General features: G+C 46.4%; 12 protein-coding genes. 8 read left to right on the top strand and 4 right to left on the bottom strand.

Annotated features, from left to right (window positions below):
* Nucleotides 1-204: 204 nt before the first annotated feature.
* Both L2082_RS14305 and L2082_RS14310 read right to left on the bottom strand, forming a co-directional pair.
* Nucleotides 205-2,166, bottom strand: a complete 1,962-nt coding sequence (locus tag L2082_RS14305) for a proton-conducting transporter transmembrane domain-containing protein (protein ID WP_446011889.1) — start codon at nt 2,164-2,166, stop codon at nt 205-207.
* A 116-nt stretch (nt 2,167-2,282) separates the two neighbouring features.
* Complete coding sequence (locus L2082_RS14310; RefSeq protein ID WP_446009037.1) at nt 2,283-3,470, bottom strand: hypothetical protein; 1,188 nt, start codon at nt 3,468-3,470, stop codon at nt 2,283-2,285.
* 325 nt (nt 3,471-3,795) lie between these two features.
* Here L2082_RS14310 and L2082_RS14315 point away from each other — a divergent pair, with 325 nt between their 5' ends.
* Nucleotides 3,796-5,109 carry a 3-deoxy-D-manno-octulosonic acid transferase gene (locus L2082_RS14315; protein WP_446009036.1) on the top strand — a complete coding sequence of 438 codons (1,314 nt, stop codon included), beginning with the start codon at nt 3,796-3,798 and terminating at the stop codon, nt 5,107-5,109.
* Between the two features lie 6 nt (nt 5,110-5,115).
* Nucleotides 5,116-7,734 (top strand): DNA internalization-related competence protein ComEC/Rec2, encoded by a 2,619-nt coding sequence (locus L2082_RS14320; RefSeq protein WP_446011890.1) that lies wholly within the window; start codon nt 5,116-5,118, stop codon nt 7,732-7,734.
* A gap of 189 nt (nt 7,735-7,923) precedes the next feature.
* Here the strand turns inward: L2082_RS14320 and L2082_RS14325 are convergent, their stop codons facing one another.
* Nucleotides 7,924-8,199, bottom strand: a complete 276-nt coding sequence (locus L2082_RS14325) for a hypothetical protein (RefSeq protein WP_446009034.1) — start codon at nt 8,197-8,199, stop codon at nt 7,924-7,926.
* 247 nt (nt 8,200-8,446) lie between these two features.
* Between L2082_RS14325 and L2082_RS14330 the strand changes: the two genes are divergently transcribed.
* The 6 genes from L2082_RS14330 (at nt 8,447) to L2082_RS14355 (ending at nt 12,933) form a co-directional block, all read left to right on the top strand.
* Complete coding sequence (locus L2082_RS14330; protein ID WP_446011891.1) at nt 8,447-8,797, top strand: hypothetical protein; 351 nt, start codon at nt 8,447-8,449, stop codon at nt 8,795-8,797.
* Between the two features lie 384 nt (nt 8,798-9,181).
* A complete protein-coding gene (locus L2082_RS14335; RefSeq protein WP_446010811.1) occupies nt 9,182-9,916 on the top strand; it encodes a hypothetical protein in 735 nt (244 codons plus the stop codon).
* Between the two features lie 348 nt (nt 9,917-10,264).
* Nucleotides 10,265-10,528 carry a hypothetical protein gene (locus L2082_RS14340; RefSeq protein WP_446010812.1) on the top strand — a complete coding sequence of 88 codons (264 nt, stop codon included), beginning with the start codon at nt 10,265-10,267 and terminating at the stop codon, nt 10,526-10,528.
* Entirely contained in the window at nt 10,529-10,954 is a 426-nt protein-coding gene (locus L2082_RS14345; protein ID WP_446010813.1) for a type II toxin-antitoxin system VapC family toxin, read from the top strand. It begins immediately after the preceding gene.
* Nucleotides 10,955-11,070: 116 nt separating this feature from the next.
* Nucleotides 11,071-11,658: a hypothetical protein gene (locus L2082_RS14350; protein ID WP_446010814.1), complete on the top strand. Its 588-nt coding sequence runs from the start codon at nt 11,071-11,073 to the stop codon at nt 11,656-11,658.
* A 537-nt stretch (nt 11,659-12,195) separates the two neighbouring features.
* Nucleotides 12,196-12,933, top strand: coding sequence for a phosphoribosyltransferase (locus L2082_RS14355; protein ID WP_446010815.1), 738 nt, complete (start codon nt 12,196-12,198; stop codon nt 12,931-12,933).
* A 1,302-nt stretch (nt 12,934-14,235) separates the two neighbouring features.
* Here the strand turns inward: L2082_RS14355 and L2082_RS14360 are convergent.
* Nucleotides 14,236-14,472: a hypothetical protein gene (locus L2082_RS14360; protein WP_446011892.1), complete on the bottom strand. Its 237-nt coding sequence runs from the start codon at nt 14,470-14,472 to the stop codon at nt 14,236-14,238.
* Between the last annotated feature and the right edge of the window lie 245 nt (nt 14,473-14,717).

The raw sequence follows: 14,717 nt of genomic DNA on the forward strand, positions 1-14,717 counted from the left end.
TGTAGGAAGCGCAACGCCTGTCCGTGGAAATATCTCGCTGAGGTTATCACGGCTCGGCGCCAGGGGCTGGATGTGCCTCCTCTGCCTCTTGCTGCGTAAAAAAAATGAGAGGGGTCTGAACGGTTACCTGCGCGGACATGAAGTCTGCGTTGTTTATGTGGGAGGTAGGGGCACGGCGCGCCGTGCCCCTACGGAATCTTTGTATCAGAGAAAAAAGACCAGCAGGACAATAATCGCCGCAATAATATAGGCGATATAGAGTTGAATATTGCCGTGTTGAATCCAGCGTAATTTATACACCAGATTATACAGTGGCCTGACCAGTATCCGTTCATAATTAACCAGAGCCACATCATTGGATTGCATATGCCAGGTCGCTCTGAGCGGAAAGATACGGGTAATACCAGAGTAAAGACGGGTGACAGGGACGATCCAGTTGAAAAACCCGACCATTTCATCGGCATAGGATGCTCCGGTGTACTGAATGCGCACAGTGGGCCGGGTAAAGCCACAGCCCCATGTGCCTGCTTGATGAATTTTTTTATCCGTATACAGGATCTTGCGTACCAGGACAAGAAGCAGAACCAGGCAGGCAAAGAGCATGGTGGCCTGGGAGAGCTGGTTGACAATGGCGAGAAAAGACTGGGAATCGTACCCGGCAAGAAAGCTGATGTCCTGGATTCCGGCAAAGGCCAGTCGGATAAAAGGAGCTGGTATCAGACCAATACAAAGACAGGTACCAGCCAGCAGGATCATGACCCATTTCATGGAAGGACGTACTTCCCGGGCTTGGTCCACTTTATTGGTCCGGGCTGCTCCAAGAAAGGCAAGGCCAAAGACCTTGGTAAAGACGGCTGTGGCTAACCCGCCAATGACTGCCAGGGATATAATAGCCAGAACAGCCAGAATAAAGGAAAGGCGATGGGTGTTCGTTCCCTGGAATGCTCCGTAATAGATAAGAAATTCGCTGACAAAACCAGCAAAAGGAGGCAGCCCGGAAATAGCTGCTGAACCCACCAGAAAGGACTTTCCGGTGATGGGCATCTTTTTCAGTAATCCGCCCAGATTTTCAATACTCTTCGTACCGGTCTGCTGTTCAACTGCACTTGCTCCCATAAAAAGCAGGGACTTGAACAGAGAGTGGTTCAGGACATGGAGCAATGCTCCGGCAAAGCCGAAAAAGGCCATTGCCTGGTTGCCTTCACCTACACCGATCATGCCAATCCCTAATCCGATAAGGATAATGCCAATATTTTCCACAGAGCTGTAGGCCAGGAGCTGTTTGATGTTCTGGCGGACTAAGGCGTAGACAACCCCGCCAATACCAGTGATCACACCGCAGATCAGCACCACATTGCCAAACATGAGTGATGGCTCGTCCAGCAGGAGATAGATACGCAGGATACCATAAATGCCCATCTTGGCCATTACCCCGGACATCAGGGCAGGAAGATGACCAGGAGCCGCAGAATAACTGCCTGGCATCCAGATATGGAGCGGGAACAAGCCTGCCTTGGACCCAAAGGCAACCAGAGCAAGAAGAAAAACAGGAAGTTTCGCATTGGCGGGCAGGGTGGCGACAGCAGAAAAGTCAAAGCTGCCCGTGTACTTGTAGATCAAGGCAAAGGCTGCAAAAAGAAACATGGCTCCGCCCTGGACAAAAATCAGATACAGGTAGCCAGCTTTTCGTTTCTCTTCATCCTGATAATCAGAAACAACCAGGAAAAAGGAGGCAAGGGACATGATCTCCCAGGCCAGGGCAAAGGTGATCATGTTGGCAGCTGTTACTACCAGGACCATGGAGGCCACTAACAGGGCCGTGAAAAAGTAATTCAGAGCTGCACTGAGATTATTTTGGCCTTCCTTGAGATAATGGAGGCTATATATCAGCACCAGGGGTGGAATCAGGAAAACCGGAATCAAAAAAAACAGAGATACGCTGTCTGCTACAAAAGAAAGGTTAAAAATATGCAGCCAGGTCCAGCTGATTGTTGGAGGAGCAGAGTCTCCAAACAGATGGCTCAGGGCATAACATAAACCAATTGCACAGCTTAATGCGGTTGTTCCTGCAGCAATACGCTGCATATGAATGAACTGGCGGGAAAGAAAAAGAGCGGCTGTTCCGCCTGCCAGCAGGATGAACATTGATACAAACAGAGTGGTCATCTACGTTCTCCGTTGATTATTTTTATATGAAAGCCGGGTGCCCCATTGGGGCACCCAAGTAAATTTCATGTATAATAGCCCACCGTTTTAACGGTGGGTGGCAAGGGCGTTATATATTAATTGGTATTGGGTGATTTAATGTCAAACCGTGGTGCTTCCAGCATCTGCCCGATCTGCTCTTTCAGGTCAGCCTGATCAGGGTTAACGCTCTTCTGCTCAGCAATCAAGGCACAAAGGCGTTCCTGTTCCACCGGATGAATGTATTCCTCCGGGGTGCCGTCTTTCAGTTGGATATGCGCTGCCCAGGGGACGAAATAAGTGGTGGCAGGATAGTCTTTGTACTCGGAAATGTCTATATTCAAGCCAGCAATATAGAGAAGATTTTTCCCCTTGTACTCAGTGCCCCGGCGAATGGATTCCACAGTGCGGGCAAACTCCAGCTGGATATTGATCTTGGCAGCCCGCAATGGTGGATTCTTTGAGGTCACAATAATGGGCATGAACTCAATCAGGTTGCGCTCCAGCAGGATAGATTCATCGGTTTCATGGAAGTCTTCCCGGAAATAAAACAGGTCTTCGGTCAGGTAATCGCCGATACTTTCTCCGGCACCACTTTGCCAAATATAGCCGGTTTCATCAATCCGCTTCCGAAAACTTTCTGAAACCTCGTAGGTCTGGCTGGTGCTGACTGCGCTGATGGGATGAATATTCCCGTTCTCATTTGGCGCAACAATCCGTTCTAAGCGAACAACCAAACCGTCCTTGACTGGATGGGAATCAAAGTCAATAAAGGAATTCTTGACTGTGATCAGATGGCGTCCCTGTTCATCGCAGTGAAGAAAAATACGTTCTTTGGCAAACTCATACTGTTCAAGATAGGGGCTGATAACATGGGTTATCTTACCGCAGGAAGCAGAGACACAGGTTCCGTCCATTCTGGGGCGGATAAAGGTGCCATAGGTTCCGGTCACAGGGTCATAGCCCACATGGCTTGCCTGGACAATGACCGAATCCTCACCATGATGGGCATGGGGACCGTGGCGGTCAGTAGCGACAATACCGCCCACCCTGCCGTGGTTAAAAGGAAAGGTGCCAAAATGTTTGGTCAGCAGGATAATAGGCCAGCCTTGATTTTCGTCAGAGCAGAAGGCCCTGGAGGGCATGATTTTATCCTTGCGGAATCCCAGGGTCATGCACAGGTTGTACAGCCTGGGCACAAATTCAGCATAGGAGATTGCAAGCCCATCCACTTTGAACGGGGCCAACCTGCGAATAATTGTGGATTGGATATAGGTGTGCGGCATTGGTTTTTAAACAGGCATTTTATTCAATGTTTATGAAGAGTAAGTAAGTATATTGTTTTTCAGGAGGCATGCTAAAAGTAGACCTTGAATATCATACAATGAAGATTTGTGCCACAGGAAAGTATTATTATTGGAGATGAAAAATAACAAGGTGTTAATAACGTCCTGTTTGCAAAAGAGAAGAAACATGTTGCTTTTTTTGCATTGTATGATCTGGAGTAATAATTGTGATACTCTCTGGGGAGTTGACTCTTTTTTTTGACGGCATTAACATGATGTAAAAAACTGTCTTGCCGGGCTGTTTCATATCAGACACAGGTTGCCTATGATCCTTGCGATTTATAATTTTATATACATTAGCATAGGGATATTGTTTTTTCCCTTGCTTCTGCTGATTATCCTCAGCCGGAAAAAATACCAGGGGCGTACTCTGGAACGACTGGGTCTGAAAAGCAAACAAATCCAGGTAAACAACACAAAGGGGCCTGTTATCTGGGTCCACGCCCTTTCTGTTGGCGAGGTCACCTCAGCTGTGCCATTGATTAAGGGCTTGCGAGCTGACAGGGCAGAGGCTGTGATTATTCTGACCGTTGGGACTTCCAGTGGCAGGAAAACAGCAGAACATCTGCTCAGCTCTTCTGTGGAACTGATCCTGTCCAGCCCCTTTGATCTCCGTTTTGCAGTCCAGCGATATATTACAGCTTTTCAACCGGATATTTTTATTCAGGTGGAAACGGATTTCTGGCCCAACTGGCTTTCGTTATTAAGGAAGAATGCCATTCCCGCCATGCTGGTCAATGGTCGTATTTCTGAGAGATCTTTTGCTGCCTATCAACGTTTTGCCTTCTTTTTTCGGCCCATGTTTTGCTCGTTTGCTCTTCTTTCCATGCAGACAGAAGAGGATTGCCGTAAAATGGCCCTGCTTGGTGTCCCAGGGGAGCGAGTCATTACCTTAGGAAATCTGAAATATGATATGGAGCGGCCTGGCAAACAATACACAGAACAACACACAGAGCTTCCTGGCTTGGCCAGGGAAGCATTGGTCTGGGTTTGTGGCTCAACCCATCCTGGTGAGGAAAAGATTCTTTTTTCTGCTTTTGCCCAGCTTCTTGCCCAGCAGGAACAGCTTTTTCTCGTTTTGGCCCCGCGTGACATTAACCGAGGCCAGGAGCTTGTTGAGCTGGCAGCCAGTTTTGGCCTGGCCCCGGAACTGCGGAGTCGTGCTGCGGGGAACTCGCCTAAGAACAGGGCTAAGGGCAGGGCTAAGGGCAGGGTGTTGATTCTGGATACTCTGGGGGAACTGGCTGGTTGGTACGGCCAGGCAGATCTTGCCTTTGTTGGCGGCAGCCTTGTTCCGCAAGGGGGGCATAATCCCATTGAACCGGCCATTCATGGAGTACCGGTGTTGTTTGGCCCCCATATGGAAGATTTTTCCGAAATTGCCCGGGAATTGGTGGATTGCAGGGGCGGCAAGAAGGTGGGGGGAAATTCGCTTCCTGCAACCCTTGCTCTGCTTCTGGGGGATAAGGAAAAGCGTATCCTTATGGGGCAGGCAGCACATACCCTGGTGGAACATCATCGCGGCGGAGTTCAGCGCCATGTTCAGGTTATAAACGATGTACTTGATCATGCCGGGTAGTGGCAAATGATGGCAAGTAATGGCGGCGCAGAGACTCCTCCTCTGAAGACACTCTTTGCTCTGCTTCTGCGCCGGGCTGACCAGAATATTTTTATCCTCATCACCCTGTCCTTTCTTGGGGGCATCATTAACGCCCATTCTCAGTTTGTTATTTTTCCTGAAGCCCTTGCACGAGCTGTGGTTATTCTGCTGACAGGCATGGTCTTTCTTTGCTATTTATCCAGAAAAAGCACCTCTCCTCTTTCTTTTCCCTTTCTCCTTATAATTTTCTTTCTCCTTGGTCACCTGATCCTGCTCCATCGTCTTCAGGAACCCCAAGCATCGGGCCATATTGCCTCATTGCTCAAGGAGCGGCAAAAGGTGACACTGGTCGGTACCTTGGCAACAATGATTGAGGAAAGAGTTATTCAGCAGGATGGGCAGGAACACATCCTTTCCCGCTTTGAGATTGAGGCAGAGGATATCCTTTTCCACGAGAAAGAGGCACGTTGGCAGCCCGTGCATGGTCGGGTTCGTCTTTCCATGCAGGCCAGGAAGGATGAGCTGCAGCCGGGTATGCGCCTGATGGTTCTGGCTAAGGCAGGGCCTGTGGGAAATTTCAAAACCCCGGGTATTTTTGATTACCAAGGCTATCTTGCTGCTCAAGATATTTTTATCACTGGCTGGCTGCCTGGAGACACAGTCACTGTTTTACGGGAACCCTTGCCAGAAGGTTTGCTGGCAAGGGGGAGATCTCTTGGTTTTTTCCCGGAGCAGGTCCGACAACAGGTGAGCCGGTTTATCCGGGATACTCTCCCCTGTTCGCTGGCCGGAACCTATCAGGCCCTTCTTATTGGCAGTAGAGCCGGGGTGCCCCAGGAAATCCAGGAGCAGTTCAAGGCCACAGGCACCATGCACCTCCTGGCGATTTCTGGTCTCCATATGGGGTTACTGGCCCTGATGGTTGGTGCTCTTATCAGTCAGATCCTTAAACGCTCTGAGCAGCTCTTGCTTCGCACCCATGTGCCCACCCTGACCCTGCTGATGACCCTTCCCGTCTTATTGGGGTACAGCTTTATTGCCGGCATGAATACTCCGGTGTTTCGGGCCTTGATCATGACCTTTGTCCTGTATATGGCCTTTGTCTTACGCAGACAGCATTCTCTGTTGCATCTCCTGGCAGCGGCTGCCCTGATCATTCTTGTTCAACAGCCCTTAGCCCTGTTTACGGCCTCGTTTCAACTTTCCTTTGGTGCGGTGGCAAGCCTGATGCTCTTTTTCCCTCATGTCTTTCCCGCTTCCCTGGACGATGATGAAAACAAGGGGACTACAGGGATACTGGATAGGCTGGTTTACCTCTGGCAAAGGTTTCTTCGACCTGCCTTGCTGATTTCTCTGGTTGCAACCCTGGGAACCCTGCCTTTCCTGGTCCTCCATTTTCATCGTTTTTCTGTGATTGGCCCGGTGATGAATCTGTTGGTGGAGCCTGTGCTCTGTTTTTGGGCACTTCCCTGGGGACTGGCTGCCATTCCCTGTCTCTATATTGCCCCTGAGCTGGCAAGTGTTTTTCTTTGGATTGGAAGCCTGGGCATTCAGGCCGGGCATTGGTTGGTAGGGCTTGGGAATGACCTGCCCTGGGCCTCGGTTTGGACTATCACGCCATCAGGAGCTGAATTGGTCTGTTACGGGGGCTTGCTGCTGCTCTGGCTGGCAACCTTGAAGATGGAGAGGTTACGTTGGGTTGCACAAGGTTCTGTGTTACTTGGTGCAGGCCTGCTTGGCCTTCATTTTACCTGGGGACTTTTCTTTGCTCAAACATCAAACCAGAGTAGGGTGTGTTATCTGGATGTGGGCCAGGGGACATCCACGTTTCTTCATACGGCAAACGGTTCCAGGATATTAATAGACGGGGGCGGCAATCGACAAAGCAGGCGTAATATTGGCGAACAGATCATAGCACCGTATCTCTGGAAGCAGCGGGTTTGGCGTTTAGATCAGGCTGTGATCACCCATCCCCATAGTGATCATTTTAATGGCATGGATTTCATCCTGGCCCGTTTTCGTCCGAAACAGCTTTTTATCAACAATGACCCTCGGGTGGAAGGGAAATATCAGGACATTCTTGAACAGGCTGTACAGCAGGGAATAGAGATTGTTGTTCCTGGGAACGGGTACGAGATGATAAAGGAGGAAAATGCATCCCTGACTATTCTTAGCGGGGCGGCTGAACAAGGACAACGAGGAAAAGGAAATGTGAACGATGGCTCGCTGGTTCTTCGCTACCAGCACGGACAACGGGCCTTTCTCTTTCCTGGAGATATGAGCAGGGACAAGGAAAGGGTATTGCTTGAGAAGAGGATCAATATGAGGGCGGATGTATTACTGGCTCCTCATCACGGGAGCAGCTCATCCAGCAGTGCTGACTTTCTTGATGCTGTTGGTCCTGGCTTGATTATTGTTTCAGCAGGTAATGGGGAACATGCGAAAAAATATTATCCTGCTTCGGTGAATCTTACGGCCTGGGCAAAGCGGGGCATCCCTTATGTTCTGACCAGGGAGCAAGGGACGATAAGTTGTACAACAGATGGGGAAGCGTTACGCTGTGTGGATTGGGCAGGTCAGAGTGTTATGGGCAGTGACCTGTAATGCCCTTCTGGTGGGGGAGTGCGTCCTGAAGAGGTGAAAGCAGCCCTGAAAAAATGGGTATATCTATTCGATTGCGCAAAGGATATTTCTATGGTATGAGAAAAAGGTTCTTTCTGCAAAGCAGAGCAAACAAATTAAGGAGAGGTTCTTTTAAAAAAAGGGGTGCCACATTCTTTCCTCGCATTGCCCCTATCTTTCTCTGGAAGCGTCAGTGGAAAGAATGGAGAGGTCCTTTCTTTCCTCGCGCCACTCCTTTTTTACTATGGAGGTGTCAGAGGAAAGAATGGAGCGGTGCATTTTAAGAATGTAGTCGTCCTTTCTTTCCTCGCGCCACTCCTTTTTTACTACGGAGATGTCAGAGGAAAGAATGGAGAGGTGCATTTTAAGAATGTAGTCGTCCTTTCTTTCCTCGCACCACTCCTTTTTTACTACAGAGGTGTCAGAGGAAAGAATGGAGCGGTGCATTTTAAGAATGTAGTCGTCCTTTCTTTCCTCGCGCCACTCCTTTTTTACTACGGAGATGTCAGAGTAAAGAATGGAGCAATACTTTTAAAGAACGCAGCTCTCCTTTCTTTTCTCACGCTTCATGATTTTTAAAAAGTAACGGTCCTTTCTTTGCACGGAGAGGGCCTGTTTGAAAAAGCAGGATGACTGATTAAAAAAGCACGGCCTGATAGTTTCCTCGGGCCAGTGCGCAGAACAAAAGGAGGTCATGATGTTAACTGGAAGTGTGCCCAAATTGCTCAAAGAGGCTCATCAGGTCAAAGAGGCGTTGGAGAAAATAGGAGACGGGCTGCCGGATGCTATTTCCGCCGACGTGATGGCAACAAAAATCAGCGCACTGGAGGCCAAGGTCGGTGAGATAGACGCCGTGAACGCCGACAAAACTCGCCTGGTGAACGAGAAAGGGGACCTGGCCGAGGATGTGAGTGATTATATTGTCCGGTCCCGGTCAACGGTAAAGGGGATTTTCGGGGACGACTCCTCGGAATACGATATGGTCGGCGGGACAAGGGCCAGTGAGCGGAAGAAGGGGAGGAGGAAGGAGGATGAAGAGGAGTGAGTGGGCCTGCTCCTGGGGGAGCAGGGGGTGATTTGTTGCCGGGTGCGTGGGGAATGCGTGCCCGGTAACGAAACCCGTGCTCCCGACCTGTAACTCGTATAGTTGTGCGGTTTGATTTTTGGTTGTGATACCGGGATAGGTACATTTCATCCTGTCAAGTGTTGTTTTCTCTTTACTTTTTAGATTCAGTATGGTTAATTTTTTTTTTCAGTCAGAATGACGATTTTATTTTTCATATATGTCCGTTTAATATCCTATCGGGAACTGTCGAGTTCCTCCAACGAGTTTAATAGGTTACCCGCTATGCGCTCCACCTATCCAACACGTTAGCTTGAAAAATGTTAAAATACAACAACATGAATTTAATGAAAGGGGGGAGGGGTTGTGTGGAAGCAAAAAAAAACATACTGGTTGTTATTAATAGGAAATTCGACGTTATTACTGTTGGTTAGTTCAATTGTATTAGCCTCAGAAAAAGTTGTGGTAATTCCGCTTAATTCCTTCTTTGTAATTCCTATAAATGCACAAAACGAGGTGCCTACAGTAACATCATTAACAGGAAGAGTTTGGATGGATAGAAATCTTGGTGCAAGCAGGGTGGCTAAAAATTTGATTGATGATGAAGCATATGGTGATCTATACCAGTGGGGAAGACTTGCAGACGGACATGAAAAATTGACAAGTGGGGTAACTACAAATCTTAGTATGGGGGATATACCTGGTCATAGTAATTTTATCAAAGCACCATCCGATCCTTACGATTGGAGAAGTACAAAAAACGATAATTTGTGGCAAAGTATGAATGAGATAAATAATCCATGTCCCGATGGTTTTCGGCTCCCAACATCCGCTGAATTTCAAACAGAGATTAATTCATGGAGTTCTAAAGATCCTGCCGGAGCTTTCGCATCACCACTGAAACTTGTACTTGCTGGCTATCGAAATTACTCCAGTGGTTCTATTGATTCGCAAGGTAGTTATGGTTATTATTGGACAAGTACGGTAGATAACTCTTTTGCAAAAAATTTATTACTTGGCGACGATTTTATCAGTTCTGGTGCCTATATAAACAGCTACCGTCGTGCAGCTGGTTACAGCGTCCGTTGCATTAAGAACTAAAATTTATTTGGCTTCAATACGTGAAAATGAAAATTTTGCTGGTGCCCAAGCTTTGCTTAGGTACAGGCACCGTGAAGCTTCGCTTCAAAAAAGCAGAGCTTCAGGAATAAGAGCACCCAAGCTGGAGCTTGGGTGCCAGAAAAGAGACGTTACAAGGAATATAAGGCTGGTAATATATAGGGAGACCGGCTGGAGACGTTTTGGATGCTGCCCACCTTGAAAAAAGAGGAGCATGAGGAGCATGAGGAGGGTGGGGAGTAGATAATTGCGCTTTGCAGAATTCCGGCGACCCTGCTAAACTGAAACAAAAGTCTTCTGAAAAAATAGCTGTCTCAACCTGCGGGAGCCATGATGATTATAAAAGAAAATTGCAATCTCAGCTTTGACCTGTCAGGCAATCTGCTCCTGACAATCCCGAAATCCTATCTCCAGAATGTCGAACAGGAAGTGCTGCTGAAATCCGTTGAACGGCTGATCAACTCTGCCAAAAAAAAGATAACTTCCTCAAACGACTGGAACGGTGATTCCGCAGCGGATATCGTCGGAATATGCGCAAGCAGCACAAATGACGGTTCTGTTCAGCACGACAGAGATATTTACGGATTAGAGTAAATGAAAGTATTCGCTGACACAGGAGCGTGGATTGCCCTTGCGGACAAGAATGACCGTTATCATAACGTAGCCAAAGATGTGTACGCTTCAATTCGAAAAAGGGGAGCAAGGCTTGTCATCACCGACTACATATTTGACGAAACAACAACATGGCTCCATTATAAAATAGGCCATCATGTCGCCTGCGACTGGGGAAATAACATTTTAAATAGCCGCATGGTTGAGATGGTCAAAGTCAATGAAGAGCATATTGATGCTGCATGGAAGATTTTTCAGAAATATAACGATCAGCAATTCAGCTTCACCGACTGCGTATCTTTCGCTGTCATGAATCTGCTCGGAATCAATGAAGCATTCACCTATGATTCCCATTTTTCGACCATGGGCTTCTGTGTGATTGGGCAAGCGCTGTTTACTGGTGCCTAAGCTTTGCTTGGGCACAGGCACCGTGAAGCTTCGCTTCAAAAAAGCAGAGCTTCAGGAATAAGAGCACCCAAGCTGGAGCTTGGGAGCTAGAAAAAATATTAGGAAGGAACTTCAGGATGAAAACCTCAAAGAAAAGAATCCTCGCAATATGCGCCAGCCTCCTCATCACCTTTTCCTGCATCACCGCCAACGCATCCGACGACCCGCCCAAAACCCTTGAAGAATACTGCCAAACAGCCCCGTGCAGAAAGAACCACAGCTTTAAACTCAAGCTGGAAGACGGCACCTACTTTGAGCATAGTTCCGAACTTGATCCCCCTGCTGTCCAACCAGCCTTTATCCTGATCTTTCCCGGAGAAGAACTCTTTATTGAGGCCACCGAAGGCAAGGATGCCCCGCAGGACTTCAAGCATGTGCCGGAAAATATCCACCCAGAGAAAACACTGGTTTTCAAGTTCACCCAGAGTGATGATGAAAAGGCAGGCGCAGGCATGTTTCTGAACGTGCATAATCCCTTTTCCAGAGACCTGCGCTACCACCTGGCAATTACACCCCTGGGCAAAGAAGGACTCTACAAAACATCAAGCTGTCCGGTTCCAGCCCAAATGCAGGCGTTTGAGCATTGGCCCTATCCTGTCTTCCAGGTCGCTGTTGCAGATATGCATTTCCTGAAAAAGGGCGACGATATGAGCTGCCGGGAATAATGAAGAGCTTCAGGAATAAGAGCCCCCAAGCCGGAGTTTGGGGGCCAGGGAATTGATGAATGTTTGAACATCTACCCTATGAAGAGGGTTATTAAGACACTACCTTATCACTGGAAGTGTCCGCCCTTTCCTGTCGGGCACACCCCTACAATTCCGCCCCTTAAACGGGCAGTTGATCTCACATCATTTTTCTAATATAGATTTTTCTATCTCTCTCGAATAGCCTCTTTTACTGGTGCCTAAGCTTTGCTTGGGCACAGAAACCGTGAAGCTTTGCTTCATACAAGAAACAGAGCTTCAGGAATAAGAACACCCAAGCTGGAGCTTGGGTGCCAGAAAAAAACGGAGTGTGATATCAAAGAGGGTACTTTTCAAATCGTTTTTCGAAATATGTTGATTTTTTTGCAAGCATTTTTATACAATAAATAGTAAGTAATGTTTATTTTATCGTTCTTGAATTATTATCAATTGATTCAACTCGTATAAACAGCTCATTACGCTATTTATAACGTGCCTAAGTTTAGCAGCATACTATACTTGGATGAATATCGGCAAACTTTGAGACTTACTGAAACTCGCGTACCGTGGAATGATTTTCCACCAGTTTTTATATTTTCATTTCTTGGCACAGCAAAACGGCATGAATGCTATAGTAAAGCGAAAAAAGAAAGTGATGCGTATTCGGCAATACGCTTAGTAAATGATATTGTTGGTAACGACAAACTGGAAGAGCTGAAAAATATAATAGGCTTGCAAAAACCTCTTGTTATACCTGTACAGGCTAAGGAAGAATTTGGCGTAAATAAAATACCTGCCGCACTAGCTTATTATGCAGGAACCAGATTAGGGTTTGAATTGTGTGAAGATATTCTCATGGCTAATATGCCGATGAGGACAGACAAAAATGCTTTTTATCGTTTGTCACAGTATCCAATCTTTACAGGCGATGTTATTGAGGGACAACGATATATTATTACTGATGATACGTTAGCGACTGGTGGTACATTGGCTTCTTTAAGAGGCTTCATTGAAAATAATGGCGGCACAGTAATACAAGCAATCGCTCTGACAGGACACCCAGGAGCCGCCTCGCTTAATATAAAAGACAGTATGCTTAGGGCGATATATGACAAACACGGGGAGGAGCTAAATGAATGGTGGAAAACCGAAATTGGTTTTGGTATCGACAAGCTCACGCAAGGGGAAGCGGGGCATATCAAAAAAGCCCCGAATGTTGACGAAATCAGAACTCGAATCGCTGAAAATAGACCTTAAAGAAAGTTACAAGGCTTTCGCTTACTATGATAATGCGCTTATGGAAGCGTAACAAATCTAAATAAAAACTATTGACTTTTATTATCAGGTATGGAATCTATCGGAGATAAATTCCATACCTGTGTTGCAATAAATTGTGTTTCTTTACCCTGAAGCATGTAGATTTTAAAAACTGCAATCCCAACATAAAGGCTTTGGTTATTCAAGTTTGTCTATGACAGAAGTTTGTTAGAAGAAGTTAGCGTTTTCAGTTTTTTTGCCGGGTACGTGTCTTTGCACGACCCGGTTTTTTTATTTAGACGGCGAGCAAACACTGTTGGCTCAGTAAGGAGAGATATCGGTGGGTTAGGTTGCCTTATGATCTTTCACGGTGTTAGTGATGATGGGTCCACTTTACTCTGCAACTGACCTTGCCAGCCGCTGCGCATGCGTAAAGTGTTAACCATCCAGCACCTTAAACAATGGAAGCACTGAATCAAAATAATAAGACATTCTGATGCAATAAACAAATGTAGCCATTAATCCATACCATGCAGCGCCGTACCATTCATATTTTTCTTTATTTTCTATATAGATATTAGAATGTATAATTCGCTGCCATGCTTTATACGAGATATAATAAATAACAACTATATAAAAATGAAGCCAAACATTATATACGTCAAATGCTTCTGACCCGATCCACATCAACCACCATAATATACAAATAGTATGGTACCATGAAGACAACAGTAACAGAATAGACAATTCTTCTTTTGTACTCTGGTAGGTATCTCTCTCTACTAAAGCATTATCCAAAACTAAGCACCCGAACATTCCCCCGATTATTCCGACAAGAATTATATCTATAATTGGCATAATGATAAAAAAAGACTTTATCGGAATTACTATACCCTCCGTGTTTTCTGAAACATGTAATACAGATTCACAGTTATAGGAGATAATACAATACATGCACACTAACATCACTGATATAAGCAGAAGGATCTGTCGCCATAAAAAAGCCTGCCTGAATATCCGCCGTTTCACCAGTGCGGCATGAATGTATGAAAAACCAATGACAAACATTCCAAGAACCATTACCTCTATACAAAGGGATTGCATAACCGGAGCAATGAGTTTGGTGTAAAAATTAAAGTTTGACATGGTTTGATTATTTTTAGTCCAGATATATGGGAGGAGTTACACAGTCTGTCCTGAATGCAACTGCGTACCAGGAAGTCAGGGTATCTCCTTCCTGACCAATATGTTGTGGCAGGTCGGCACGCAAGAGCATCTTATTCCAGCCGAAATCCTCTGAATTCAGGCCTGTGGGGAGGCACATGGCCCTTCGCACCCTGAAAGGGATTCCAGTATTCCGAAAAAACATATCTTTTCATCAGAATTAAAACGTTCGTCAAAGTCGTAAGGATACTTGGTGACTGAACTGGAGGCGATATCCATGCAAACGCGCAACAGGGAACTTCTGAGCTGCTCATTTTCTTCTCTGGCAGCATTTGCCATTCGGACAGGTTTGATAAAATCTCTCAAGGTTTTCATAAGCTCGGAAGAGGGGCGTTGCTCAATAAACTGATCAACAAAGTCTCTTGCCATTTGAAAAGAAAGAATGTGACATCCAGCCTGGCGATTAACTTGGTTAACATGTTTTTCAATATAACAGGCCCCTGACAGCCTTTTTCTGCTAGCTGGTTAATCTTTTAATTTTACACCAGAAAAAAATGGACATTTGAGATTTTTCTGGTATTAATGTAATAAAAAACGATTTGTCATTGGTAACCAAGGGA

The organism is Candidatus Electrothrix sp., assembly GCF_052785085.1.